Origin of the sequence: Nocardia iowensis, assembly GCF_019222765.1 — a bacterium.
In the GTDB taxonomy this organism is placed as follows: domain Bacteria; phylum Actinomycetota; class Actinomycetes; order Mycobacteriales; family Mycobacteriaceae; genus Nocardia; species Nocardia iowensis.
This window is the reverse complement of sequence record NZ_CP078145.1, coordinates 3,846,921-3,872,628: the sequence shown is the minus strand read 5'-3', so window position 1 is coordinate 3,872,628 and position 25,708 is coordinate 3,846,921. Positions and strand designations below refer to the sequence as shown.

27 protein-coding genes and 2 pseudogenes are annotated in these 25,708 nt (G+C 63.4%); 21 read left to right on the top strand and 8 right to left on the bottom strand.

Annotated elements, in window-relative coordinates; genetic code table 11:
- Position 1: 1 nt before the first annotated feature.
- Genes KV110_RS17825 through KV110_RS42085 form a run of 3 tightly spaced genes read left to right on the top strand, consistent with a single transcriptional unit; the run spans position 2 to position 2,624 of the window.
- Positions 2-1,012, top strand: a complete 1,011-nt coding sequence (locus tag KV110_RS17825) for an ATP-grasp domain-containing protein (protein ID WP_218477393.1) — start codon at positions 2-4, stop codon at positions 1,010-1,012.
- Positions 1,009-2,142, top strand: coding sequence for a DegT/DnrJ/EryC1/StrS family aminotransferase (locus KV110_RS17820; protein ID WP_218477391.1), 1,134 nt, complete (start codon positions 1,009-1,011; stop codon positions 2,140-2,142). The genes KV110_RS17825 and KV110_RS17820 overlap by 4 nt, the downstream gene beginning before the upstream one ends.
- Positions 2,139-2,624 carry a low molecular weight protein-tyrosine-phosphatase gene (locus tag KV110_RS42085; RefSeq protein ID WP_357941883.1) on the top strand — a complete coding sequence of 162 codons (486 nt, stop codon included), beginning with the start codon at positions 2,139-2,141 and terminating at the stop codon, positions 2,622-2,624. The genes KV110_RS17820 and KV110_RS42085 overlap by 4 nt, the downstream gene beginning before the upstream one ends.
- On the opposite strand, the gene KV110_RS17810 is transcribed toward KV110_RS42085, so the two are convergent.
- From KV110_RS17810 to KV110_RS17795, 4 genes are read right to left on the bottom strand one after another with little or no spacing between them, the layout of a single operon-like run.
- Positions 2,576-3,730 (bottom strand): UDP-N-acetylglucosamine--N-acetylmuramyl-(pentapeptide) pyrophosphoryl-undecaprenol N-acetylglucosamine transferase, encoded by a 1,155-nt coding sequence (locus tag KV110_RS17810; protein ID WP_246634611.1) that lies wholly within the window; start codon positions 3,728-3,730, stop codon positions 2,576-2,578. The genes KV110_RS42085 and KV110_RS17810 overlap by 49 nt on opposite strands.
- A gap of 46 nt (positions 3,731-3,776) precedes the next feature.
- On the bottom strand, positions 3,777-4,163 hold the full coding sequence (locus KV110_RS17805; protein WP_218477387.1) for a DUF397 domain-containing protein: 387 nt from the start codon (positions 4,161-4,163) through the stop codon (positions 3,777-3,779).
- 4 nt (positions 4,164-4,167) lie between these two features.
- Positions 4,168-5,037, bottom strand: a complete 870-nt coding sequence (locus KV110_RS17800) for a helix-turn-helix domain-containing protein (RefSeq protein WP_218477386.1) — start codon at positions 5,035-5,037, stop codon at positions 4,168-4,170.
- A gap of 16 nt (positions 5,038-5,053) precedes the next feature.
- Positions 5,054-5,923 carry a DUF5753 domain-containing protein gene (locus KV110_RS17795; protein ID WP_218477385.1) on the bottom strand — a complete coding sequence of 290 codons (870 nt, stop codon included), beginning with the start codon at positions 5,921-5,923 and terminating at the stop codon, positions 5,054-5,056.
- A gap of 462 nt (positions 5,924-6,385) precedes the next feature.
- Here KV110_RS17795 and KV110_RS17790 point away from each other — a divergent pair, with 462 nt between their 5' ends.
- The 11 genes from KV110_RS17790 to KV110_RS17740 all read left to right on the top strand — a co-directional run bounded on the left by KV110_RS17790 (position 6,386) and on the right by KV110_RS17740 (position 15,008).
- Entirely contained in the window at positions 6,386-6,577 is a 192-nt protein-coding gene (locus tag KV110_RS17790) for a hypothetical protein (protein ID WP_218477384.1), read from the top strand.
- Positions 6,577-7,092 carry a hypothetical protein gene (locus tag KV110_RS17785; RefSeq protein ID WP_218477383.1) on the top strand — a complete coding sequence of 172 codons (516 nt, stop codon included), beginning with the start codon at positions 6,577-6,579 and terminating at the stop codon, positions 7,090-7,092. The genes KV110_RS17790 and KV110_RS17785 overlap by 1 nt, the downstream gene beginning before the upstream one ends.
- 5 nt (positions 7,093-7,097) lie before the next feature.
- The gene (locus KV110_RS17780) at positions 7,098-7,529 is read left to right on the top strand and encodes a DUF4254 domain-containing protein (protein WP_246634610.1); all 432 of its coding nucleotides are present in this window, start codon (positions 7,098-7,100) and stop codon (positions 7,527-7,529) included.
- A 123-nt stretch (positions 7,530-7,652) separates the two neighbouring features.
- On the top strand, positions 7,653-8,579 hold the full coding sequence (locus KV110_RS17775) for a nucleoside hydrolase (RefSeq protein ID WP_218477382.1): 927 nt from the start codon (positions 7,653-7,655) through the stop codon (positions 8,577-8,579).
- A 319-nt stretch (positions 8,580-8,898) separates the two neighbouring features.
- Entirely contained in the window at positions 8,899-9,192 is a 294-nt protein-coding gene (locus KV110_RS17770) for a hypothetical protein (protein ID WP_218477381.1), read from the top strand.
- Between the two features lie 140 nt (positions 9,193-9,332).
- The gene (locus KV110_RS17765; RefSeq protein WP_218477380.1) at positions 9,333-9,485 is read left to right on the top strand and encodes a hypothetical protein; all 153 of its coding nucleotides are present in this window, start codon (positions 9,333-9,335) and stop codon (positions 9,483-9,485) included.
- Between the two features lie 233 nt (positions 9,486-9,718).
- Positions 9,719-9,895: a hypothetical protein gene (locus KV110_RS17760; protein WP_218477379.1), complete on the top strand. Its 177-nt coding sequence runs from the start codon at positions 9,719-9,721 to the stop codon at positions 9,893-9,895.
- 995 nt (positions 9,896-10,890) lie between these two features.
- Positions 10,891-11,322 (top strand): hypothetical protein, encoded by a 432-nt coding sequence (locus tag KV110_RS17755; RefSeq protein ID WP_218477378.1) that lies wholly within the window; start codon positions 10,891-10,893, stop codon positions 11,320-11,322.
- Positions 11,323-11,413: 91 nt separating this feature from the next.
- On the top strand, positions 11,414-11,578 hold the full coding sequence (locus KV110_RS17750; RefSeq protein ID WP_218477377.1) for a hypothetical protein: 165 nt from the start codon (positions 11,414-11,416) through the stop codon (positions 11,576-11,578).
- A 1,901-nt stretch (positions 11,579-13,479) separates the two neighbouring features.
- Positions 13,480-14,046 carry a sigma-70 family RNA polymerase sigma factor gene (locus tag KV110_RS17745; RefSeq protein ID WP_218477376.1) on the top strand — a complete coding sequence of 189 codons (567 nt, stop codon included), beginning with the start codon at positions 13,480-13,482 and terminating at the stop codon, positions 14,044-14,046.
- Complete coding sequence (locus tag KV110_RS17740; RefSeq protein ID WP_218477375.1) at positions 14,043-15,008, top strand: hypothetical protein; 966 nt, start codon at positions 14,043-14,045, stop codon at positions 15,006-15,008. Before KV110_RS17745 ends, KV110_RS17740 begins: the two co-directional genes overlap by 4 nt.
- An 895-nt stretch (positions 15,009-15,903) precedes the next feature.
- Here KV110_RS17740 and KV110_RS17735 read toward each other — a convergent pair.
- A complete protein-coding gene (locus tag KV110_RS17735; protein ID WP_218477374.1) occupies positions 15,904-16,224 on the bottom strand; it encodes a hypothetical protein in 321 nt (106 codons plus the stop codon).
- Positions 16,225-16,465: 241 nt separating this feature from the next.
- On the opposite strand from KV110_RS17735, the gene KV110_RS17730 reads away from it, so the two are divergent.
- The 4 genes and pseudogenes from KV110_RS17730 to KV110_RS17715 all read left to right on the top strand — a co-directional run bounded on the left by KV110_RS17730 (position 16,466) and on the right by KV110_RS17715 (position 19,452).
- Positions 16,466-16,699: a hypothetical protein gene (locus KV110_RS17730; RefSeq protein ID WP_218477373.1), complete on the top strand. Its 234-nt coding sequence runs from the start codon at positions 16,466-16,468 to the stop codon at positions 16,697-16,699.
- A gap of 128 nt (positions 16,700-16,827) precedes the next feature.
- Positions 16,828-17,541, top strand: a complete 714-nt coding sequence (locus KV110_RS17725; protein WP_218477372.1) for a hypothetical protein — start codon at positions 16,828-16,830, stop codon at positions 17,539-17,541.
- Between the two features lie 388 nt (positions 17,542-17,929).
- Positions 17,930-18,634, top strand: a pseudogene (locus KV110_RS41525) (recombinase family protein); the annotation flags it as partial.
- Between the two features lie 248 nt (positions 18,635-18,882).
- On the top strand, positions 18,883-19,452 hold the full coding sequence (locus tag KV110_RS17715) for a hypothetical protein (RefSeq protein ID WP_218479566.1): 570 nt from the start codon (positions 18,883-18,885) through the stop codon (positions 19,450-19,452).
- A 128-nt stretch (positions 19,453-19,580) separates the two neighbouring features.
- Here the strand turns inward: KV110_RS17715 and KV110_RS17710 are convergent, their stop codons facing one another.
- The 3 genes and pseudogenes from KV110_RS17710 to KV110_RS42080 form a co-directional block, all read right to left on the bottom strand.
- Complete coding sequence (locus KV110_RS17710; protein WP_218477370.1) at positions 19,581-19,919, bottom strand: hypothetical protein; 339 nt, start codon at positions 19,917-19,919, stop codon at positions 19,581-19,583.
- A 916-nt stretch (positions 19,920-20,835) separates the two neighbouring features.
- On the bottom strand, positions 20,836-21,285 hold the full coding sequence (locus KV110_RS17705; RefSeq protein ID WP_218477368.1) for a hypothetical protein: 450 nt from the start codon (positions 21,283-21,285) through the stop codon (positions 20,836-20,838).
- Between the two features lie 579 nt (positions 21,286-21,864).
- A pseudogene (locus tag KV110_RS42080) lies at positions 21,865-22,113 on the bottom strand (pyridoxal-phosphate dependent enzyme); the annotation flags it as partial.
- A gap of 213 nt (positions 22,114-22,326) precedes the next feature.
- On the opposite strand from KV110_RS42080, the gene KV110_RS17695 reads away from it, so the two are divergent.
- The 3 genes from KV110_RS17695 to KV110_RS17685 all read left to right on the top strand — a co-directional run bounded on the left by KV110_RS17695 (position 22,327) and on the right by KV110_RS17685 (position 25,060).
- On the top strand, positions 22,327-23,133 hold the full coding sequence (locus tag KV110_RS17695; protein WP_246634609.1) for an arsenate reductase/protein-tyrosine-phosphatase family protein: 807 nt from the start codon (positions 22,327-22,329) through the stop codon (positions 23,131-23,133).
- Between the two features lie 105 nt (positions 23,134-23,238).
- Entirely contained in the window at positions 23,239-23,547 is a 309-nt protein-coding gene (locus KV110_RS17690; RefSeq protein ID WP_246634608.1) for a glyoxalase/bleomycin resistance/dioxygenase family protein, read from the top strand.
- A 103-nt stretch (positions 23,548-23,650) separates the two neighbouring features.
- Positions 23,651-25,060 (top strand): MFS transporter, encoded by a 1,410-nt coding sequence (locus KV110_RS17685; protein WP_218477364.1) that lies wholly within the window; start codon positions 23,651-23,653, stop codon positions 25,058-25,060.
- Positions 25,061-25,708 lie beyond the last annotated feature (648 nt).

The window sequence follows — 25,708 nt, the reverse complement described above, 5'->3', positions numbered from 1 at the left end:
GATGCATCGCCGTGTGCTGGTGACGGGGGTCGGTGGTCAGCCGGGATTCGACCTCGCGCACCGGCTGATGGAACTCGGCTGCGACGTCATCGCCACCGACGCCGACCCGTTGGCGTCCGGGCTACTGCTGCCTGGCGTGACGCCGTGTCTGACAAAGCCGGTGACGAGCACGAGCTATGGGCCAGAGCTGATGTCGCTGTGCCGGGAGCTGCGCCCCGGCGCGATCGTATCCGCAGTCGAATCCGAACTGCCACAACTACTCGAGCTCCGCGACGATCTCGAGCAGATCGGGGTCCGCGCCTGGGCGCAGTCGCAGCCGACGATCGAGGCGTGCTTGGACAAGGCGATCTTCTATCGGGTTCTGACCAAACACGGTGTCCCAACGCCGGTCAGCTGGCTGCCCGAGGAGATCGATTCCATTCCGGAAGAATGCCCGCTGGTCGTCAAACCTCGCCGCGGGCAGGGCTCCAAGGACGTCGTATTCTGCCGCACGCCCGCTCAAGCCCGGATCGTCTGCGAGGTCGTACCGGAGCCGATCGTGCAAGCTCGCATCCAGGGCCGTGAGTTCACCGCGGACTGCCTGGTCGACCGGGCGGGACGAGCATCGGCAATCCTGCGGTACCGGCTGCTCACCAAAGGCGGGTTGTCCATGGTCGGGGAAACATTCCACGATCTACAGGTCCATGACCGCGTCACCGAGGCATTGGCAGCAGTGGAAGCGACCGGACTGTGTTGCGTGCAAGGGTTTGTGCGCGACGGCCCCGGAGAACGGGTCCTCATCACCGAGATCAACGCCCGTATCGCGGGCGGATTCCGGCTCGCCGAAGCCGCTGGCGCCGACCTTGTCGGCCAGGCTCTCGCCGGGCTGTGGGGACACCCGATCCAGCACGAGCGGCTGTCCTATCGCGCCGGAGTTCGGCTGACCAAATGCGTGACCACGCTCGATATCTGCGAAGCACAGCCGGGTGAGACCTCGGCTGTCCCTGCCTGCCATGGACGGAACAAACGATGACAACTTCCGAATCTGTGAGCCGCAACGCGGCACCATTCCTGCACGGCCCGGAATTCGCCGCGATGGCCGAGGCGCTGCGGGCCGGGCAGTACGGGCACAACACAGCCACCGAAGCATTCGAAGCCGAACTCGCCGAGTTCCTGGGCGTTCCCGAGGTCGTATCGGTGAATTCGTGTACCGCCGCCTTGCACCTGAGTCTGCTACTGGCCGGAGTCGGCCCCGGCGACGAGGTCGTGGTCCCGTCACAGACGTTCTGCGCCACCATCCAAGCCATTCTTATGGCGGGCGCGCAACCACGCTTCGCCGACATAGACGCTGGCACGCTGTGCGTCGACACCACGACAGTGCGTGCAGCATTGACACCGCGGACCCGCGCTGTGGTGCCGGTGCTCTACGGTGGCCGCGCAGTCGACCTACACGAAATCCGCGATGAGCTAAACGATCTCGGCATCACGATGATCGAGGATGCAGCACACGCCTTCGGATCTCGCCTCGGCTCCGATCTGGTCGGAACAGACGGAGCGCTGACCTGTTTCTCCTTCGGACCGATCAAGAACCTCACATGTATCGAAGGAGGCGCGCTGATCCCACGCGACCCGGACGAAGCCGAACGGGCCCGGGCTCTACGACTAATGGGTGTCACCCAGCCCCAGGCCGCTCGTATCCGCACCACCGACTACCAGGTCCACGGACCTGGATGGCGCTACCACCTCTCGGCGGTTCACGCAGCGGTCGGGCGCGTGCAACTGGCCCACTTCCCCGCGATCGAGAAGAAGCGAAAAGCCCTATGGCGCGCCTACGCTCGCGAACTTACCGCCCTCGACAAGGTGGGCTTGGTCGACGTCGATGTCGACCGCAGCGTCCCGTTCAATTGCGTCGTACGGATTCCTCACCGTGATCAGGTCTTCGCGACGATGCGTGATCTGAACATCGGTGTGGGCGTGCACTATCCGCCCAATCACACCCAGCCCGCGTTCTCGGCATGGTATCGACCGTTGCCACTCACCGAGGCTACGGCTACAGAAATCATGTCGCTGCCGTTTCACCCTGCGATGACCGAGCACGACGTCGACCACGTTGCGAGCGTCCTCGAACAAGCTGTCCGGGTAGCTGAGTCGGAGAAGCTGTGAAGGCCACCTCTGGTCCACCGCCTCGGCGGATCTTGACTGTGTGCTTGGGCAATATCTGTCGGTCCCCGCTTGCCGCTGCTGTTCTTGCCCAGCATGGTGGCGCGGCCGTTGAAGTACGGTCTGCGGGGCTGGCCGCCAAATGGGTCGGCAGGCCCGCTGACCCGCCGATGATTGCCGTCGCGCGAGCCCATGGCTATGACCTCACAACTCACCGGGCCTGCGCGCTTAGCGCCGCACTGCTGCAATGGGCGGACGTCATACTGGCGATGGACCACACGGTTCTAACCGCGCTGCGGGACCGCGCTGATGAGCACACACGGCCGAAGTTGTCGCTCTATCTCGGTGACAGAGATGTTCCTGACCCATTCGGACACCCAGCGGAGGCGTTCGAAAAATGCGTGGCACTCATCGAGTCCGGTGCCGATCATCACGTTCAGCCACTGGGCGCCGCTGGCCGCTCCGCGACGGAGCACACGAGATGAGCGAGCAGTTCGGCGGCGTCACGGCGACCTTGAAGGCGGGCTTGCTCGGCGGCGGTGGTTCGACGCTCAGAGTCGGCGAGCAAGGGCTCGATCGCCTCCTGCAGCGATGGCCCGGATACCTCGCCGAGCAGCGCCACCGCCGCGCCGCGTTCGACGAGAGTCCGTGCGTTGTGGGCTTGCTCGTTGCCCGCGGCCGAAGACAGCGGGATGAGCACCGAAGCTTTACCGAGGGCGGTGATCTCCGCGATCGTCCCCGCCCCGCTGCGAGAGATGATGACATCGGCCAGCGCGAACACATCCGCCAACTCCGGACCCACGAACTCAGTCACCAGATAGCGGGCAGAAAGATCCGGTGCGAGGTCGGCGGCGCGCTGGCGCAGTTCGTCGGCCGAAGCTTTCCCGCATTGGTGGATGACGTTGGCCCGCTGGAGCAACCAGGGCAGCAGCTCGCGCACGACGCGATTGATCTGCACCGCGCCCTGGGCACCGCCAGTGACATAGACCGTGGGCAGACTGCGGTCGAACCCGTAGAGACCGAGAGTGGCGACAGCCTTATCGGCGTTCCCGTCGAGCAGCTCCGGGCGGATGGGATTGCCGGTCACCACGGCCGACGAGCGCACAATTCCCGGCAGCAGGCGGAGGGTGGACTCTGAGGAGACCGCAACGCGAGTGGCGAGACGGGCAAGGACCCGGTTAGCCAAGCCGAGGCGGACGGTCTGCTCGTGCACGATCAGCGGGCGCCGACGCAACCACGCCCCGAGGCCGGCCGGGACCGCCACATAACCACCTGTCGCCAAGACCACATCTGGCTGGAATCGGGCGACCAGGCGATACGCCTGGGCGACACCGACTGGCACCCGGCACATGTCGGTAATGTTGGTGCGGCTCAGCATCTTCAGCGGATTCGCGGCGCGACGGATCTTGCCGGTGGCTACTGCGGCGAACGGAACGTCGTCGGTCGCGGCAATCCGGGATTCAAGACCGTCTGCCTTGCCGATCCACAACACCTCCAGCTGACCACCGCTGGCGGCAAGCCGGGAGCGCAAAGTGCGGATGGTGGTCAACGCCGGATAGATGTGCCCACCAGTGCCACCACCAGCGACCATCAAACGCAAGCTTTGGGTCGAGCTTGGCGAACGCACAGCGCTCACGTCATCGTCCAGCTGCCGACGGCGCTGGCTGATCGAACTCCCCATCCGCGACGCCTTGGGTCCATGCCTCCATTTCATCGACGTCGAACTGCAATTTGACCGGTTGATCATGGGCGTCGACTCCACGGAAGATCGCTGCACCATTGGCGTGACGTTCGATGGAGACTGCGCCCTGAACTTCGCCAGTGGAGGCGCTCAGGGCTAGGCGTCGAACAGCGGGCCAATACGAATCCGTGAAGGCGATTGTGGGCTGCTCAGTTGGATGGTCGGTGTACTCGGCGTCCTGCTTGCTGTCCTGGATGAGCACGAGGTTGCTTTCGCGAGCGATCGCTACACAGGTCTGCTCCCCACCGCTGTACGAACTGATTTTCCTCTTGCTAGTGCTCACGGTTTCAGCCTATCTGACGTGCTATTTGCTCGATGAGACCCAAGGATTCCTCGCGCTCGAGAGCAATCGCCTGCACCTGCTTGTACTTGTAGGCGAGTTTGTTCACGTCCTCTGGATCTTCGACGATCTCGCCCCAGATCGCAGACTCAACCCAGCCTAAAGTCGGTAGCCGCCCGGACTCGAAGTCGAGCAGGTGATAGGTCGCCGAGTTGAGGCTCGCTACGGCCCCTCCGGCCTTGAACGGGACGATCCGCAGATCCAGTCGGTCAGGATGTTCTTCTACCAAGCCGTGGAGGTGAGCCAGTTGCCCGCGGTGAACGTCGGGCCCGCCGACTTCTTGCATCAAGGCAGCCTGACCCATCACCACCGACAACTTGTCGATCGGGTCCGGGCCGGTGAGCAGGTGTCCCCGTTCGGTGCGAACGGCAACGCGCTGATCCACTTCGGTCGGGAGGCTGATAGTGACCGTAGAACTGATCAGATCTCGCGCGTAGTCTTCGGTCTGTAACAGGCCGGGTACAACGTTGTTCTCGAAGGTTCGGATGCTCTGCGCTCCCGCCTCCAGGCCATAGAACCGCATAAGGGTGTCGTTGAAGAGCCCTGAGTACTTGGCATACGGACGAGGTTCCTTCGCGATCTCACGCAGTTCGAGCATCTCGGCTCGTTCGGCCTTGTCGAACTCCAAGTACCTGATCAGGGTCTCAAGCTTGTCCTTTGCGAGAACCCCTTTGCCGTTCATGACCAGTGAGACGTATTGCGGTGTGAAGCTGAGCTTCGCTGCCAGCGATTTTGCAGTAACACCTCGGAGGGCGGCGCGGTCGCGGATGCGCTTGACCAGATCCCAGTTGGCGACCGTGGGAGATGTCGTTCGCATCCCGCTCCTTCCCTCTTCACCTTATCTGACGTGCGATTTGCTCGATGAGGCCCAAGGAGCCCTCACGGTCGAGAGCAATCGCCTGCACCTGCTTGTACTTGTAGGCGAGTTTGTTCACGTCCTCTGGATCTTCGACGATCTCGCCCCAGATCGCAGACTCGATCCAGCCTAGAGTGGGCAATCGCCCGGACTCGAAGTCGAGCAGGTGATAGGTCGCCGAGTTGAGGCTCGCCACCGCTCCTCCGGCCTTGAACGGGACGATCCGCAGATCCAGTCGGTCAGGGTGTTCAACCACCAGATCATGGAGGTGACGCAGTTGCCCGCCATGAATCTCAGGTCCACCGACTTCTTGCATCAATGCCGCCTGACCCATGACTACCAGCAACTTGTCGATAGGGTCCGGGCCGGTGAGTAGGTGTCCGCGTTCGGTACGAACGGCAACGCGCTGCTCCACTTCGGTTGGCAAGCTGATCGTGACCGTCGAGCTGACCAAATCTCGGGCGTAGTCTTCGGTCTGTAACAGGCCGGGTACAACGTTGTTCTCGAAGGTTCGGATGCTCTGTGCCCCCGCCTCCAGGCCGTAGAACCGCATGAGCGTGTCGGGGAACAGCCCCGAGTACTTCGCGTAGGGGCGCGGTTCCTTCGCGATCTCACGCAGCTCAAGCATCTCTGCCCGCTCGGCCTTGTCGAACTCCAGGTACCTGATGGCAGTTTCGAGCTTGTCCTTCGCGAGAACGCCCTTGCCGTTCATGACCAGCGAGACGTACTGCGGAGTGAAGCCGAGCTCCCCGGCGAGGGACTTCGCGGTGACGCCTCGGAGCGTGGCCTGATCGCGGATGCGCTTCATCAGATCCCAGTTGGCGACCGTGGGAGATGTGGTTCGCATCCCGCTCCTTCTCGTCATTGGCCGCCCTCACCGTACAGCAAAAACACTTTCAGACAGTTCGCCGATATGTATTGGATACTTGAATCAAGCATCGTATTCTCATCGTACGCAACATCACGATTTCAGCATTGCTTCGTTAGTTTGTGCAATGGATCGGGGAACGATGGCGGTACACGTAGTCGGCCGCTCGATGAGTAGTGACCAGATCGACCACCAGGCGCGGAGTGCGGAAGGCGGCGGGTGGGAGGTCAGCTTCTTGCCCGGGATGACTCTCACCGCGGCTCAAGCTGTCCTTGCCTTGAGGGCGGCCGAGGAGCTCGCGGCGCTGGGACCGTACGCGCAGATCCTTGGTCTGACGACGCTGGAAGTCGTCGGCATGGCGACAGAGCCATGCATATGGCAAAACCATCAACTCGCTGCGCCTGCCCGATCGAGCACTCGCCGTTGGATGCGAGCCGTTCGATGACGCGCGACTGGGTGGTGCTGCACGGCAAGCGGGTTCAGGTGCGCGGCAGGCGGATTCAGGGGTTCATGACCGGTGCGGCAGAGGGGCGGCGTGACGCCGCTGAGTGCGTGTGGGAGCCGATCGGGTCGCCTGCGCCGCCGGAAGAACCAGGTGACCACGGTGGGCGTCACTTGGGGGTGGTGCGGTGATGTTCGAAGGCTGTCACACGCCGAAGCAAGTGGCGCACTTGTACCGCAACCGGTACGGGCTGGCGGCGGAGCTGTCCTATCAGCGGGCATTCGTGCTGACCGACGACACGGTGGGTGCGATCTTGATGCCACCATGGCTCGGCCAGCAGGTGAAAAACACTTTCCGCGAGGGCGTTTCGGTCCCGATCATCCGTCACGGTCAACGGGGCGGTTTCTGGATCTTCCTCGTCGGCAAGCGGCGGGGGCACCTGCGCAATCGTGCGGGGCCTGCGTTGACCCGCCACAACGGGACGATCCTGCCACCACGGTCGCCCGTATGGCTGCCGATGACCGACGCCGGACTCGGGTGGACATGGCACTCGCCACCGCGTCGCGGCGCACTGCTTCCTGCCCGTACCGAGGTGCTGCACTCGGCGCTGGTCGTGATCGATCATGCCGAAGCGGCACCGGATCCGTTGCACAACACTGCGATCGCGGTGCGTGACCCGGCGTCGGCGCGGACAACCCGGCGGTGATCGCGTTGTCGCTGCCTTCCGATGACGAGCTATTCCTGGCGATCCGAGGGCAGTTCGAGGACACCCACCGGCTATGCCAGCTCGCCAACGCACTGGGTCGGCTGCACTGGCGAAAGCTGCTCGGTAAGCCCGCGTGCGCCGAAAGCTGCTGTGAGCGTACGGAACTGATTTACGAGATCGACTTGTGGGTCTCGGAGCGGCTGCCGGTCCCGCACCCGAGTGCGACCCTGCACACCGAGACCCTGGGGCAAGTGATCGACCGGTTCGCGTGCGCTGTCGTGCGCGCCTATCACCTGCTGATGACCCTTGATCCCGTCGACGTCAGGGTCCATGCGGCCTGGTATCGGGTCGCCGAGCTCGCCGACGGCTACACCGACCTGTGCACGGAGGTGGGCAACAGAGCTCGGCGGCTTCCTGTGGGCGGTGAGTGCCGTTGATCCGACCGCCGGAACGGCATCGACAGCCGCGATGGCGGCGGCTGTGTGCGCCTGGCCTCGTGCCGTTTCAGCGCCGAGCTTCCCTCCGAAATCCCAACATCACTATGAAGGAGTGCATCGAAGATGTTCGACGACCCGCCACCGCTGAACGGTCAGCCGTTGAAAGCGGCGTTCACCCGCACGATGTCCGGCTGGCTGGACAGGCTGATGATCCTGGATACCGACCTGTTCTATGACCCCGACGACCTTGCGGCGTTGCTAATTGCCGCCGAGACGGTACCGAATCTCGTTGTGATCACCGCTGATGAGACCCGTGGTCGGCGCGCTCGCCTGGCCCGATACGCACTCGATCAGCTGGGTCGTACCGATGTGCCGGTGATCGCCGGCCTCGATCTCGGTGGCGAGCAGCGGTTCCTGATGGACGATTACCTCGATGGCCTGGAGCCACAGCCCGACGATCTGGTCGACGCGGTAGCTCGGGTCTGTGCCATGACGACCGGTCCGATCGACTGGGTCGGTATGGGGCCGATGACCAACTACGCCGCTGTCGTGACCGCTGCCCCGGAGTTGGCCGAGCGGTTCGTGCTCTATCAAATGGGCGGTTGGCTCGATCGCTATCGGGACAAGCGTGTGGCCAGCCATAACCTGCGCACCGACACTGTCGCTGCTGGGTTGGGGTTGCGGGTCGCTCACAAGCCCCGGCTGATGCTGTCGGATTTCACCAACGTGCGAGAAATCCGTATCACCCCGGACTGGGCGGTGATACGCAGCCTGCGGTCCTCGCCCAACGCGGCGGCACAGTTGCTGGCTGCCAACTTCGAGCTGTGGTTTGCGCGGCGCGGCGGAAGTTGGATGCATGACCCGCTCGCACTCACTCTGCCCCTGCAGCTTCCGTTCGTGACCATGCGCGGTGAGTGGATCCGGATCGAGAAAGACGCCCGGATCTACCGAGACCTCGACGGTCGCGTGATGGAGGTATCGTGCGCGGTCGACTACCCGGGCTTTATCGATTGGTTCCACGAAAGCCTCCTAGCGGGGGCATACCGGTGAGGTGGCGATCCTGGATACATGCCCACCCTCGGACCAACTCTCACCACACTCCGGCAGTCGCGGACTCGGGATGCAGCACGATTCCGGTCGGAGACGCGGCAGGCCGAGAAGGATACGTCAGGCTGCACGCTGATTGCGGCAGAGCCGAATTCGACGCCGACCACCAACTGATCCGGGTCGCCTGCCCTGCCGTGTGGTGCGGGGCGGTGTCGGTGGCCGACAACGTGATTCAGGCACACCAGACGTGGGACAACCGAGAGTGTAAGTGGGGCGGGTGGCGCATCGTCGACGACACGGTCGCGGCCGAGAAGGCGTTGTCATGATCCCGACGCACCCCGACCAAGTCAGTGCCACAAGGAGTTTCGGCGGCCTGGTCGATCCTGGTCAACTCACTCGCGAGGACGCCATCACTGCGATGAGCCTCCACCACGACTGCTCGCGCCAGTGCCTGCCGCTGCGAAGGGCCGAAGCGACACTCAAAGCCGAGTACGGCTCGGTGCCAGCTGCCAGCGAGGAGATGACCGACCAGAGCTGGGGCGCTGTGATGTCAGCCCGGCTCCGGGTGGCAATGCGGCTGTCCGAACACCGACCTGGCCTCAGCGAACCGACCTAGCGGTAGTCCTGGCCGTTCACCGACAGTGCAAGCTCGCGCGCCACCCCCACTCACCCGACAAGCAGATTCCTGTTCTCCGGCAGGGGATCCGGATTCTCTTGCCCAACAGAGTTTCCCGATAGGATCGCAAGGAGAACATCATGGGCCTTTTGTACAAGAGCATCGCGACGCTGACCTACACGGTCACGGTGATCGTGATCTACAACGCGATCGTCGCCTTCGTGCGCCAGCAAGTATTCGCAGAGCTTCGCGGCGCCACCTTTGGCGGTGACGAATCCGAGTACCAATTGTGAGCTGGTGAATCGGTACGACAGATTCCGTCGCTGGTGACAGAGTCGAGATCGCCGCCGCAGCCGGGGATCAACCCGGCGTGAAGCGGCGTTGTCACTGCGGCAGATCAGCACGTGTGATGAATACCGAGATCCCTTGCCCGCGGCAGAGTTCGGCGCGCACTCCCGCGACACACCCTCTCGCGACCTGCCCCTACGAATCTCCGCCGCGACGGCGAATCATCACCCAGGCCGACATGGACGTCACCAGACGCCTCCAGCAGCTGCACCGCGAAGGTCAAGGCGCGTTCGCGCCCGGCCCGAACCTGCCCCGCATCCGGATCTCCCTGCACACCACCACCTCACGCATCATCGCCACGAGCATCGCGATTATGCTCATCGCGATGATCCTGTGGGCGACGACCCTGGTCTGACGCGTGGCGTTTTGCGTGACGCCACCACGGGCAACATCTCCCCTCACCCGCGACCAGCGCCTTGACCAGGGTCTTGACCCGCCTCGCAATTGAGTCAACACCCTGATCAAGAGGTCAGTCGAGGGGCTCGTCCAGGCCCCGGTCAGCACCTCCACACCGAGCGGAGCTGGGTTTTCCGTCCTGCCCCGTCCTCTTCGTCCGCAAGCTGCGAGGTTTCCTGACCACCCTCAATCTGCGTACCTGGATCGAGGGTGGTCAGGAATCGGGAACGGGGCAGGACGAGTCCGGCGAGCTGTACCTGAAAGAGGGCGCTGAGAAGTTCAACACCGACCTGCAGAACGTCGACAAGAAGAATCGCGAACTCATTCTCCGGATCTTCCGCACTGCGAATCTCTAACTCGATGATCTTGCGTCAGCCGGTGACCTTGGGATTGATCGCGTTTCCGGGGATTTCGGTGGTGTCACGGTCCGCAATCTGAACTATCTCGTGTTCACAATTGGTCCAGCGAAAAGGACAAAAGTGCTGAGTTGGCACGGCGATGTCGGGGGTGTGTGGTGCACTGGCAGTCGCGTTCGACCAGCGGTTTCTGCTTGCTGGGCGGACCGCACCCCAGCCTTCCGGATTCCGGTCGGCGGGCCTCGTGCAATTCGATTGCGTCGGAGCCCGTCACTAGGATTTCCGCCACAGCTGTCGCAGCGGCTGCCGGTAATCCTCGACCAGTTGAGGAGGTAGTGCGGCCCCCCCTGTTCGCAGCAGAGCGGGGGCCGCGGACAACCTAGATATCCGCTCCGCCAAAGAGAATGGACACCAGGGACAATGAGGTTAGCTACCTCGACCGACAATTCTTGCGCATTCGACGACCTCGTATGGCCATCACCTGCCCTCAGCCCGGGAAACCTGGCGTTGACCAGTGCGGATAGCAGTCGAAATTGGTTTGCACCCCTGCTCCGTATCGTTCCGCTCGCGTCGGAATTCCGTACGGAGGCGAGGGCCCATGGTTGAACTGTTCCCGGGGACCGGGGGCATCGAGCCCGCTCTCCCGAGTCGCCATGAGTGCTCGAAGTGTGGGCCGACCTGTCTGCCGAGGGTTCGGGCGGACACCCCGCCGGCGAACTGGCTGGATCTGATCGACCGGCAGTCGCTGCTGCTGTGCAGCGGGCACTGGAGCTGGAAACCGACGCTGTATGTTGCCGGACTGGTCCTCGCTTTGTCGGCTCCGTTCGTTGCCGCCGTGGTCGTCGGACTGATCCTCGGCTCGACCGGCGCGGTCGTCGGCGGTGGCGCCGGGATCCTCGGCGGGGCCGGTCTCATCGCTGGTGCGATCAGCTGGGTTCGCCGACGCCATCGGCACCTGCCGGTGCCCAGTCCCAGTCCCCCCGCCGACGACTCGGGAAGTACGGAATCCGGCGCTCCGCGCGCCGCGTAAGCCAGCCCCGGCATGATGTCACTCGGGGTCGGGAAGTTGTCGGTGGTCACGGTGATGATGCGCGGTATCCGATCGGGATAGTCTGCGAAGTGTGGCGAACGTAGGTGATCACGTCCGGATAGGAACCAGCGGCGTCTCGGTGTTCACGGTCGTAGAGATCGAGGGCGACCGAGCGGTCATCGAGTCGGTCGAAGATGCACCCGGTCGTTATCCATGGACCGTACGGGTGGCCGATCTCGTACCTACCGAGGGCTGAGAGTCCTCACCCTCTGATCCCTACCATTGCTGCGCTGAAGGTGCGGCACTCCGGCGGGCCCGGTGCGTATATCGAGCCCTCGGACGCATTCGGACTGTCAAAATTCTTGACGGTCCAGTCCCGCTGAAGGCCGTACGTTCGCGCGCATGATCGTATTCCGGCACCCGCGTTCGAATACCCGCCAGCCCGGCAGGGCATTCGTTCGCTCTCGGGCGCTGGGCTGGTCCAAATGTCCTGGGGCGGACCTACCGTCCGAGCCATGCCCCCATTCGAGTCATCGTCCGCACCGCACATCGTCGCTTCTGACCAGGGAAATCCTCGACTGCCGCACGTGGAAAACCCCCCGCCCACAATCCCATCAACCAATTTCGACCGATGGGATGGACGACAGAAATGAATGAGATCTTCACTGGCGCGGGCGGGTTCCCGTTGAAGCGTCAGCTCGGCAACAACCTCGACGAGCAGAAGTTGCTTCGCGGTTGTCCCCAGGGGCCGACTTCTCCACAAGCCGTCTACAGCCGTCGACCATTTTTCGCCCTCGACCATCTAAAAGCGCAGTCCAGAAGGGTTCCATCGCTCGGCCCCTTGGCAGGTGATCGCCGTTCAGAAGCGAAATCTGTTGTCGGACATCGCGCTACCGGACGCACGATCACGGCTCTACCTGCGGCTTTGCTGGGAAGTAGACGTCTGGAGCGAGGTTCTCGACCGGACAGGTCGCGTCGGGGCCCTGGCTTACTATCTCGCCACGTCGGCCGTTCGCGGCGGCCGACGGCCCAAGATGGCCCGGGCCTGGTCCTGGTGCTGAGTTCCTTGGGACGCAATGCGGTCCCCTGCCTCGTTCGAGGCAAGGCAGGGGACCGAGACAACCCAAATGCCCACCCCCAAATGCCCACCCCCAGCTCCGAGAGAGGGACCCAGGCCCGATGAGGGTAGCCACCGCGGGCGACAACTGTCGCCTGCCCCATCCCACCGCAGGGTCAACCTGCAGCCGTTGTCCCCTGCACGTGAACCGGGGTAGCAGTGGGTGACCCGACCTCCGGTGCCGGAGGCCTCGCAGCGGGCAGATCTCACCGGCGCCGCTCCACGGCGGGGAAAGCCCGGACGAAGCCGTGCACAAAATGCGCAGCTGGTGAATCCAGGTGCCTGGCCACAGTGCGCAGCGAGAGCCCCGCCCGTCGGCGTGCTGGACTTTGCCGAGCGCAACATCCGACTCGTCTTCAGCTGCCGCGGCAGCTGGACCGCTGTCGGCCAGCTCCTCACACTGATCCTTGTCCCGGTAACAGCTGTGGCCGCAGGCCTCGCCCTTGTCGTCCTACTCGCCGGTCCCGGTTGGGCTGGCGCACTCGGCGGCGTCGGCGCTGCGATCGGAATCAGCACTGCTTACTACCGCCGCAACCGGAGAACGGACCCTCCACCACCCGATGCGGTCACCGAAGGGACGTGATCTCACGAATGCGCGGCTTCTGAACGCCGACAACACTTCCCACTGGCGCGCCGAACGGGACAGCTGGCGGCGACTACTTTTTCCGAGCACACCGCGCAACTGAATCCTGAACTAGAGACGCGCAACCGGGCACGACGGTCGCACTGTACGGGTGCAGATTGCATTCGGGAGTTCACGCTCGCCCGGCTTTGAGCCTCTATATAGGTGAACGCGAACCGAGCGAGGAAGAAGACCATGAACCCGACTACCGCTGTGCTGGTGATATCGCTAGGAATCCATGTGCTGGCAGTCGGTGGGCTCTGGCTACGCCTACGGTGGCGGGCAGAACAGCAGCGGGTACATCGGGGATATCTGATCGCTCTCGTCCGCGCACTGCCCGAGGGCAGTCGCGTCGACGACGTGCACGGCGACGGTCGGCGGACCCGCCTGATCCTTGGCTCAGAAGCGGGGCGAGTTAATGACCGACGACCGTGACAATCCGGCCGGTGAACTCAAACCGGTTTCCGCCCATGACATCAAAGACGCAGCGTTCCTCGCTCGAGAGGTTGCCGCCTTCAGTGCGTTCTACCGGCAGATCGTGCCGCGGCTGGTGGCTTTCCTGGAAGGACACGGGGCCTGCCGGCCGGACGCGGTTGAAATCGCCCAGGACACTTTGGAGAAGGCCTGGCGTTCCTGGTCTGTTATCGAGCATCCCAGGACCTGGTCGTACACCGTGGCGGGGCGCGAGTACGCCCGCCGGATGAGCAAACTCGAAGAGGATTCCGTCGCCGAGGTCCCCGAGCGGACAGCCCTGCTTCGCAGCGATTCGGAATTCGATGCAGCGGAGCGTCGTCACGATCTCGCCCGGATCGTTCCTACTTTGCCTTCGCGGCAACGCCAAGTGATGGCGTGGACTCTCGAGGGGTACGAGCCGAGGGAGATCGCGGAAATCCTCCAGATCACTCCGGAGGCAGCTCGTTCCAATCTGAAGAAGGCCCGCCGAACAGTCGCGATCTACCTGGATGATTCGAGCGAGGAACAATGAACGACCTCACTGACGAGCGGAACGCCGCTGTCGATCGCTGGCTAGCCGAACAGCACCACACCGCTGTTGCCGAGATCGCCGACGCGCTCGATATCGAGTCGGGTCTGCGCGAAATCCTGATCCCCGTCCACCACGACAACTACCTCACCGAGGTGGCAGAAGCGCTCGACGTCGAGGCGGGCCTGGCCGCGATCGTTCCCGCACCAGTCAGGCAGCTCCCCCCATCCGGCTGGGCCGAGGGGCCGGGAGCCGATCGGTTCATCAAGGCGGCAGCAGTCGTCACCCGGGTCTTCAGCGGCTGGAAGGCCCTGGCGCCGGACGTGCGGTGGACTCTGCGGGAGATGTTCCTCAGTGGTGGCCTCACTCGTGCCGGTGAACTCGCAGAGCTGTTTCAGCACAGAATTCTGTCCCATATGGACGCCGATCCCCGTGTGCGAGCAGCCCGGTTCGTCGACCTGGAATACGAGCTGTGGCACGCCATGCTCCAGAGCACCCAGGAATTCTCCCAGCACAGTGAGAGGATCTACGTCGCCCTTGAACTCGACGCGTATACGGATGCGGACTCCCCTCGAATGACGGCCACCATCGAGCGGGTACTCAGCGCCCTCGCGGGCATGCGTCGACTGGCCCTGAACCTGCGCGGTCAGGGCCGTCGGCTGCACAAGGAGTTTCTCCAGCGGCACGACTCCTACGACACCGCGACGGAGCTTCATGAAGTGCTGTTGCGCTCGCTTCGGCTCTCTGAGCGAATGATCGACGCCTGCAATGCCATCAACGATTTCGCTGGAGATGACCTGAGCCGGATGGACCTCCGACTGAATCAGCTCGGCGGAGTTCGGTGGTCCGTGCAGACCAAGTGGCCAGAATCCTTGCGGGATGCGGTGGTGCGGGATTCGATCCTCATCGGAAACGGCGTATTCCAAGTGCGGGAGGGCGGCAGCCTTCATCCCTCGATCGCGTAGCAAGCTCGGACAGTGACTATGACTGCTCGGTCGGGGCGAGGTTGGCGGCCTTCACTTCGCCGTGCACCACGGCGAGGCTGACACCGACGCCGCGGCTGATCTCGCGCAAGGACTGGCCCTCGGCAATGCCGGGCACGCCAGGCAAGGTGTACTGGCGGCGTTATCGCTGAAGGCCGACGTCCCACAAGCGCCTCTCGGCGAATGGTCGCTCGTAGCGACGTATGGGGTGAGGCCCGGGGCTGTCCGGACGCCGACAGCAGCGATCAACCACGCCACCACGCCAGCTATTCCACCGGGCCGCCGTCGTTTTACGAACAGCTCGGAGGAGAGTCGCAGCGAGTGAATGTTGGCGCGCCGAGGAGATTCCCCGGTCAGACGTGGGTTATAGTCTCAGCTGCACCTTTCTTGACAGTCGATCGCCTCCCATGGGGGCGATTGGGGTCACAGGAAGGAGAGCGGGATGGCCGAACACGAGCCTCGCAGCACGCGAGACAAGTGGATGGACCGACTAGCTCGATGGGGACCGTTGTTCCTGTCGGCCAGCCGGACCATATTCGTCATCATCGATCGCTTGCTGGCTTGATCAACCAGCGCGATCACCCAGTAGAGACCGTTCAATCTCTCTGGTGCAGTACGCCTTCCGAGAGCGCATCTCGCAAACTCGAGGTGGGGCCTCGGGAAGACCTCGGGGCGGAGCCTCGAACGCCTGGGCGCGATGCCCAGATCCGGGAGCGATTCCCGGAAGCCGCCCGCCATGGGCACCAACGCCCTGTCGTAGGGCACACCGCCTCCAGGTGAGGCGGAAGCTTCGTTCTTGAAGAGCGAACTGGAGGCGCCCGGAGGGCGCCTTCGGTGCTTTCAGGCCTCGGTGTCACCCGCATAGGCGACGTGGAGCTCAGTTCACCGATCCGATAGGGAGCGCGAACGCGAAGTCGCGGTACTGCTTGTGGGCGACGATGCGTCGGCCGGCCTGGACCTTCCCCAGATATTCGGTGACCGTCGCGGTGTCTTCGGCCGAAAGCCCGGCTTCACGGCATGCCGCCTCGAACGCCTTGGGTGAGATACGAGCAGGACTCCAGCGGGTCGGCTCGTTCATTATGCTTGCCTTGAGCTTGGCGTGCTCGTTCCACTTGAGCTCACCACCGTAGCCTTCGGCCCAGCGTGCCAGGTACTCGGCGATCTTCGCGATGTCCGCAGGGACCTCGGAACTGTTCATTCCGCTAAGTCTGTCAGCCTGAACGAAAACACCCGCGATGCCCCTCGACATGCCGTTGCCGCAAGGCATTCTGGACACCGAAGCGAGTCCGCAGCAGCGGGGAGGAGGGATATTGGCCGTCTTCCGAACGGTGGTTTGTCGACCATGGGCGACAAACCAGTGCTCGCTTCCGCTGAGCTCGTTGTCCGCATCGAGGCGCGCCGAAGGAGAGGATGGTGTGATCTGGGGGACGATTGTGGGCATGTCCGACGAGTTGAGTGCCGAGCGTCGTCGCCAAGACCGGGCGCTGAATCGCGCTGTGCTGCTGTCGCTGCCTCGGGTGTGGCCCTGGTCGCGGGAGGCCCGCTGGCGACGTGCGATGCTGGCCATCGCAGATGATCCGGCGGCGCTGGAACGGTACCGGCGCGAGCGTGCCAAGCGGGTCGAGGTAGCTGAGCTGGCCGAGCGGCTGACTGACCGCGGCCGCGGCGACTGAGCTGGGCCACCGACTGCCTACGCGGACACTGGCAACCGGCCGATCCTGGCCGAACCGCCCCGGGGGTCTCGACGCCACCGGCATGCTGGTGTGGAGTGGTCGTCTACACCAGTAGGGAGCGGCGGGGCATGGGGTGGCGCAAGAAGAACGAGCCGGACTATCCGTTCGTCGTCGACGACCTCACTAGTGAGCGGCTCGGCCCTGACGGGCTCAAGGATTTGACCGTCCATCTGTGGCCGCACGAATGCCAAACGTGCGGTAGGCCTTTCAACGGCACCCGCGCCGCGCTCCGGGTAGAGGTCGGGGCATACGTGGCTACCGCGGATCTGCACCACCCCGATTGCTGCGCGCCGCGGTGGGACGACGCTCCGGGGCCCTCGTCAACGGCGGCGACGGTCAACTTCGTGGCGACCACGGTGCTGCTGCCGATCATCGGTGAACAGAGCGGCGCGGAGGCTCTGCGGCCGTTTCTGCTGGTCAATCCCGGCCTGGAGCAGGTCATTCTGGCCGAGTTCGACGAGGGCTGGCGGGTGGCCACGACCAACTACTACGCCCAATACGGGCTCACCGGCGGCGGGTCTGTACTACGCATCGACCACACCGTTCCCGACGCTATCGCCCATCTCGGCGAGGACCACACCGTCACCGTGCGCCTGGGCGATCTGCGCGCGGGCTGGACCGGTGACTGCGGGCCCGAGATCACTGCCGTGGTGCGCGAACTCGGCGGAATCGTCGTCGCGGTCAGCACCGCCATTCACCCCGCTCTCGACAGCATCGTCGCCGACTTCGCCGACGCCATCTCCCACGGGCAAGTAGCCGGCGGGTGGGTACCACTGAGCTGAACGCCGTGCTGCTGGCCGAGGCACGGGGTGACCATAGGCCAGTCGCCGAGCTCAGCGCCCCGTATCCGCCCATACACAGGTAGGGGCAGGTGCGGGCGTGTATGGGCAGGTCCTGATATTGCGGGAGATCACGTCGGCCAACGCGAACACATCGGCCAACTCCGGCCTCCGAATTCAGTCACCAGATATCGGCCGGAACGTGCCGGTGCAAGGGTCGCGGCCCGTTGGTTCAGCACATCGACAGAACTCTTCCGGCGCGAGTGTTGAGTGACTCGGCGGCTACCGCAGGCTTGCAGAGAACCTCGGCGTCGGGGTGCCTCTGGATGACCTGCTCAGCCGCCGATCGATTCCATGGAAACGCCGCCCGCAAGCCTCACGGTTACTCGACATGCTCGCACGCCCCGACCGCGGGTTCGACGCGGTCGTCATCGGCGAACCCCAACGCGCCTTCTACGGCAACCAGTTCGGACTCACGTTCCCCGTCTTCGTTCACTACAGCGTGCAGTTGTGGGTCCCCGAGGTCGGTGGCCCCATCGATCCCGAGTCCGAAGCACACGAACTGATCATGTCGGTGTTCGGCGGCATGTCCAAAGGCGAACGCAACCGCATCAAAATCCGCGTCCGCGCTGCCATGGCCGCCCAAGCTCGAGTCGAAGGACGCTACCTGGGCGGCCGACCACCTTACGGATACCGGCTCGCCGACGCCGGACCCCACCCCCACCCCGGCAAAGCCGCCGACGGCAAACGCCTCCACATCCTCGAACCCGACCCCACAACAGCGCCGGTCGTCCAACGCATCTTTCGTGAGTACCTCAACGGATTCGGGATCTACGCCATCGCCCAACACCTCACCGCGGAAGACATCCCCTGCCCTTCGGCTTATGACCGCAAGCGCAACCAACACCGGTCCGGAGTCGCATGGTCCAAAAGCGCAGTGCGCGTGATACTCACCAATGCGCGCTACACCGGGCACGAAGTCTGGAACAAACAACGCAAACAGGAATCCCTCATCGACGTCAACGACGTAGCCCTGGGCCATCAAACCCGACTCACATGGAACCCCACCAAAGACTGGGTCCACTCCGACCAACCAGCACACGAAGCACTCATCAGCAAAGAAACCTTCGAACAAACCCAACTGCGCCTCGCCGCCCGAAACCGGCGATCAGTCCGCAGCAAAGTCCGCCGCCAACACCCTTACGCCTTCAAAGGACTACTCACCCACGAAACCTGCGGACGACGGATGCAAGGCAACTGGAACCACGACAAGCCCACTACCGATGCCGCTTCCCCGCCGAGTACGCCATCGCCAACAAGATCGACCACCCGACAGTGGTTTACGTGCGAGAAGAACAAATCATCGACCCCATCGACATTTGGCTCGCCCAAGTCTTTCGCCGCGATCAGATCGAACAATCTCTCACCATGCTCGAAAGCGCCCAACCCGACAGCAACGCAGCAGTCGCCTCCATGCGCGCTATCCGGCAGTCACTGGCCGACTACGACCGCAAACTCAACAGCTACCGCGCTGCGCTCGAAGCCGGCACCGACCCTCAACTGATCGCCACCTGGACCCGGCAAGTCCAATCCGAACGAGAGGTCGCCGCCGCACAGCTGACAGCAATGGAAGCAGAAACCAAGGCTCGTCCTATATTGAGCCGCAACGAGATTCGCCAGCTAGTCAAGTCCTTTGGCGGCCTCATCAAGATCCTGCGAGCCGCCGATCCCGCCGACAAGCTCGAGGTCTACCGACAGCTGGGCCTCAAGATGACCTATAACCACGAAACACGGATGGTGGTGGCTGAAGTTCAGCCACCACCACCCGTGTGCGTAATGGTCGTGTCCGGAGGGGGACACGACCAATACGCACACCTACTTCACCAGCTAACGCAGCTCGAAATTGGGCCGTAGGCAGAGGAAGCTCACGACTCCGCGTCCTCGCAACCAGTGCTGCACCGCATGCAAGACGGTACGCCTATTCGATGCCTCGCCTACCACCCCCGGCTTCCCATCTCAGTGCAGCACCACTCTTTACGCCACTAAGAGGCCTTAGCGAGAGAAATAAGATAGTTGTAATATTCACTGGTAGCAATGGTGATCTTGCTCGGATCCAGCGCTCTTGCTTCCCGTAGTATTCTTGGGTCAACGTCCCTATTCTCAACGATTTCCGTCGCAGCGTGCAGTTCGGCTTCGAGCGCGTTTTGGTCCGATTCATGCTCGGCAAGCCAGAGCAACACGGCGACCAACGTCTCGGCTTGTCGATCAGAGTATCCGTTGACCCAGTCGGTTGCATCGTCGCTCGCTCTGGCACGACCTGATGCTTTCTGATCAAGCAACGCTCTCAGCAAGGCGAGGAAATCAGCTGTTTGAATTGACATGCTTACTCCCTCCACGGCAGCGGGATTTCTTTGGGCCAAGGTATGTACGTCGCGTTCGCTGCTCCTGGATCATAATTGGGACTGCCGGGATTACGAACTCCCCGGGGAACCAGTTTCCCTCTAGATCTATGTACCGTCCGCCGATCTGGATTCTACGTGTGGGGCCTCCGCTGGAGTTAATCCCTCTGGGCGGTGCCGTCAGGCCCATGGATTCGCAGACGAACGCGCGCTGCCCGTCTTCATTTCACCACTTGTATTCGATCCCTTCTTGCGCACCGCCGAGACACTCACGAACGCCCGCGATGAACCCAAATCGCCGAACATGAGCACAGCCGACCTGCTGCTCAGAAGGGGGACTCTCGTATGGATACCGGCATCTCATGTCCGCTCTGCCATCGGATCGATGCCGTCCAGAATGTGGAAGCACCACTCCACGCACATGGCGTGTCCACTAGCTACAGCAACGATCTCAGCACCGATTTGCTGTCACGTCGGCTGGGTTGGTACCGGTGCTCGGCGCATCGTCAGGCGAACGGACTCACACGACAGCGCTAGCCAGAAGCGTGGCACCTGAACCCCATCTGCGGCCGACGGGCCGTTTGATTCTTTGCGGCATCCTGCTCCTGCTTCCGACTCTCGCCGCGCTCGGTCCGATGGTGTGGTACTGATGCTGGGGATCGCGTACGGCCGGAGCCGCTATAACAGCAGAATCTGGCGGGGACGGCGTGCGGCGCACGCTGTTTAGAGTGCTGGCTACTACTGCCATCGCTGCGGTGTGGCGTACTGGTCCCGCTCTCCGAGATCGGACGTCCCCGCGCGGAAAGCGTTCGCTCCCCAACACTTTCGTCAGCACGTGTTGAACGTAGGCGGCTACGTCGGCTGACCGACTACCCGCGCCGAATTCTCAAACCACCGGTTACATTCGCGGTTCGCCTTCCGAATCACCGGCGAGATCTGTCCTATCCCCATCGTCGCTTGCCTTCGCCTTGGCGACTGTCGCGATTGGCTGCTCGACTCCGGAGCTTGGCGTCGTGTCCGTTGTCGTCAAAGCCGCATCCGCTGTGCGCGCGGCAGCCAGCAGGCGCCGGGCTTGCCTCGGTGTGATTTCGAGCAGCTCAGCGACGTCGTCGTCGGTCTGGCCTTCCTCGCGAAGGGCGGCTGCGGCAGCCGCCTGCTCGGCGTGGTATCTAGCCAGTTCCTCGTTTGCGCATACTTCTAGCTTTTGTATCTGCCTCTGGTAGTTCGCGATTTCGCGATCCCGCTTGCTTTCACACTCGCTGATGGCCGCCCATGCCGCCACGTACTGCTTGACTGCTGCGGTAATGGACTTCTCGCGCTGTCGTGCCCGAGCACGGCGTGCTCGCACTCGTTCACGGTTCCGTTCCAGTCGTTCGTGAACGTCGGGGTGGTGCCGCGGACGCGGTGAGGGTGTCGAGCCGGGGGTTGGCATGACGGATCTCCTGATCAAGCCGCCCGCCTGATTCTCCCGCCCACCAGCATACCGGCCCATTTGTGCCGCTAAAACGGCACCGGAACTCGACTTTCGCAAATTGACCCGCGTGCGCGACTCCAACGCTGACCCAAGCCCAGAACCTACCTGGCCCATTGCCTGCGGCGCACGCCCACAGCTGCCCAGCCCCCGGCTTTTCAGTTCTCACCTGGAAGGAGTTCGTCCCTATGCCAGTTCAACGACCTCATCTCCACGGAGTTGGTTGCCGCGATTCCGTCCTCGCCAGACTTCATGACCATCGAAAGGATGTTTGCCTGATGAACCAGTCCGAGCTCTTCAGCCGCGTCACGCGCCTCGTCCAGCACGAGCTGCTGGGGCCAGGCTGGTCCGCATCGTCCGATGACCGCGCAGGCACCGTCACCCTTACCGTGCCTGACCATCACTTGCTGGTTCTGGATGTTCAACCAGCCGACCGCTCCGGATCCCCTGGTCGCATCAGAGTTCGCGGCAGTTTCGGCGACATGGCAGTACCGATGGGACTGCGACCTCACCCGACCGGCTGGCAAAAGCGATGCTCTGCCCGTGGTTTCCAGTAGTGGCGGTGACCAAACCGATGCCGATCCACGCCGGACTGGCATAGATAATACCGCCGCAAACCTTGAAGGCGCCTGTGGGCGTGTGGTTTTTGTGTTTCACCCAGGTCTCTACGTCGATTTCGGCCGACAACAGCGACCAGGCGTACTGCGGAGTCGGCCCATCGACGCACGATCATCTCGGCCCTGTCGAGTTCAGCTTTCGCACAGTTGTACTTTCGATCCGATTGTTTCCCTCCGCACGTTTCTCGCATGTTCCCACCACTGGGGACGTACCGCCGACGTCGGACTCAGCCTCGCCGGGGATGAGATGGAGCCACAATCCTGCCTAATCAAACTAAACTGTTTGATGTATTGTAGAACTGTGACTCACACCAAGTCCCGAAAAACTCCGACAACTCCGCCCGATGTCTTGCGCCTGACCGGGCATCCAGTGCGGTGGCAGTTGCTGAGCGAGCTGGCGGCTAGTGATCGGCAAGTTCGCGAACTGACGAAACTGATCGGCCAGCGACAGAGTCTGACGTCCTACCATCTCGGCCAACTTCGTGACGGCGGGCTGGTGCGGATGCGGCGGAGCTCGGCCGATAAGCGGGACGCTTATTACAGCCTCGATCTCGTCGCGTGTCGCGACGAGTTGGCCGAGGCTGGCGCGGCCCTGCACCCTGGCCTGCGACTGGTCCCGACGGTCCCGACGCCACCGATGGCAAGCCCCGGCAGGCAGTCGCGGCCACCTGTACGGGTGCTATTCCTGTGCACCGGCAACAGTTCCCGCTCCCAAATGGCCGAGGCGCTGTTGGAGCGGCTCGGCGGCGCTCGGGTCGTAGCCGCCAGCGCCGGCACTCGACCGAAACCCGTGCATCCCAACGCGGTGCGTGTCATGCATGAACACGGCATCGACATCGGTGGCCGTCATCCCAAACACGTGAGCGTGTTTGCCGACCAGCGGTTCGACTACGTGATAAGCCTCTGTGACCGCGCCCGCGAAGCGTGCGTGGAGTTCCCGGCGACGGCTGTCGTGGCGCACTGGAGCATGCCGGATCCGGCGGCCGAACCTGCGGTCGACGGATCTGACTATCCGCCGTTTGCACATGCGGCGAACGAACTGAAGACGCGTATCCACTTCCTGCTGCAGGCGATCGATAGCGCCGCAACGAGCGTCGAGAGGAACTAGCGATGGCCGAAGACCTTGCAGAGATGGTAAACGTTCGGTACATGGTCGACGACGTAGCCGCGGCGATCGAGCTCTAACACCGAGAACCTCGGGTTCATCCTCAGAATGAGCGCAGCACCGGCGTTCGCCGATGTCCGGCGCGGCAATCCTCGCCTCCTGCTGAGCGGGCCGACCGACGCCGGATGGCACCAAACCGACGTCAGGTGGATGGAACCGCATCCACTCGTGGTAGCAGACATCTCCGCGGAAGTGGACCGACTGCGCGCGGTCGGCCTCACCTTCCGCAACGACATCGTCAGCGGCCCTGGCGGCCAGCAGATCCTCTTGGAGGATCCTTCGGCAACGTCGTCGAACTGTTCCAACCTGCGGGGTGATAGTTCACGACGTCTCAATAGAACAAAACAATTTGATTGAACAAGTCCATTTGATGTATCCTTAGGTGCGGCTGAACCAGTTCCCCGCATCACCGTTGACGAAGAGCTAGAGCTGTGGCCGTCGATCCCAGGGAGGTTATGACGTGGTAGGCGAGACCGACCGTCCCACGGGCGCCGGAACACAAGGTGGCACGGAAAAGGACCAGTGGTGGCTGGTGATCGGCGCCAGCCTGGCGGTCTTCATGGCATCGGTGGACATGAGCATTGTCAACGTCGCGTTGCCTGCGATCGAGCGTGACCTCGGGATCGGCACCAACGCCACCGAATGGGTTGTGCTCGCCTACTTGCTGCCGCTCGCCGGACTGGCACTGCCTACTGGCCGCTGGTTGGATACCGTGGGGCGGCGTCCCGCCTTGATATTCTCACTTACCGGTTTCGCTCTCGCGAGCGTCGTTGCTGGGTTCTCGCCTAATCTCACCTGGCTGATCGGCGCGCGGCTACTCCAGGGCACGTCCGGCGCGCTACTCTTCTCGCTGGTTCCGGCGTTGGCCACGACAGCCGTGCGCCCGCAGGCGCGCGGCAGGGCGATGGGGTTGATAACAACCCTCGGCCCGCTCGGGCTCATCAGCGGGCCGGGACTCGGCGGCGTGATCGTCGACGAACTCGGCTGGTCGTGGATCTTCTTCGTCAACGTTCCGGTGAGTGTCCTTGTCATGGCAGTCGGACTGCGTTTCCTGCCGTCTGACCGGCCGTTGCGGGCACCGGATCGGGCGTGGTTCGCCGAGGCTTTGCTGCTCAGCGCCGCTGTCGCCGCGTTCCTGCTCGCGCTCACGTTCACAGCCAGCGCCGGGCCGGTGTGGATGTTGCTTGCGCTCGTCCCGGTGCCATTGCTGCTCGTGTGGCTGCGCATGCCCGGCAGCGGCGCCGTCCGCGGCCTGCTCCGCGCGCCGGGGGAGGTCGGACCGCATCTCTCACTCCTCGGGGCCGCGACGGCCATCGGCACCGTCTTCTTCATCACGCCGTACTTCATGCAACGGGAAATGGACATATCCGTGACAGCCATGGGCGCCACGATCCTGCTCTTCCCGGCAGGCATGGCCGTGACGGGGCCGATCGGCGGCTTCCTCGGCGATTGGTGGGGTAGCCGGCGGACCGCCATTCTGGGCGCGGCCATGTTCACCGTCGGCCTGGCGCTTCTCCTGCCGATGGACAGTACGTGGGATGTCAACGATCTGACCTGGCGACTGTTCCTGGCCGGATGCGGCAGCGGCCTGTTCAACGCTCCCAATATGGCGATGGCGATGACCAACGCACCTACGGCCCTGCTCGCGACGACGGGTTCCTCAACCAGTCTTGCCCGCACCATGGGATTCGCCCTGGGGCCCGCCCTGGCTACGCTCTTGTGGTCCGCGTCCTCCTATGGAAGTGACGGGATGCGAGCAGCGGTGACCCTGGCGACGGCGATCAGCGCGTTGTCGGTCCTGGCCCTCGTCCGCACACGCGTCCCGAACACGGTCACACCGGCCGCCGCGTCAGGGATCGGATCGCGGTAAGGACGAGCGCCGCATCACCGACGCTAAGGCCACTACTGACGAGCCGTTAAGCAGCGTTACATTAAACAGGTGAAACTTTTGTAATGGTCCGGTGCTGGGTACGACGACGGTCAAACGGACGCGGACAACCGCACTGGCACGAAGCCTGTCCCCCGCACCGTCGCAACGGCCGGTCGGTCGACCCAACGCCATTGGGCTTTTCCTCCTCGTCCCGGCCCTCATCGCGTTGGTACCGACGTCTTTTGCAGTTCTGGAGCCCGATGATGTCGGGTTAGTGGTGTCACTCTTTGCTGCTGCCACACTTCTCGGTGCGTTGGCTACGCCGTCAGCCTTGCTCTTCTGGATCGCGATCGGGAGGGCTCGCCGCAACAACAGAATCGTGCGTGGGCGGCCTGCAGCTCATGCCGTGTGGAGTTCGGGCCTTCTACTGCCATCGCTGCTTCGCGGTGTTCTGGCCGGTATCGCCCGCACCGAACATCCCTGCTCGGCAGGGCTTCGTTCCGGAGCATTTTCGCTGGTATGTCTGGAACGCCGGAAACTATGTGAACGTGTAAGCGGCGATGCTGTTGGCCGAGAGTCGCGTCTTCGACATGCCACGATCATGATTCCGACTCAGTCTGTAACGGGCGGCCCTGGCGGCGCCTCGAC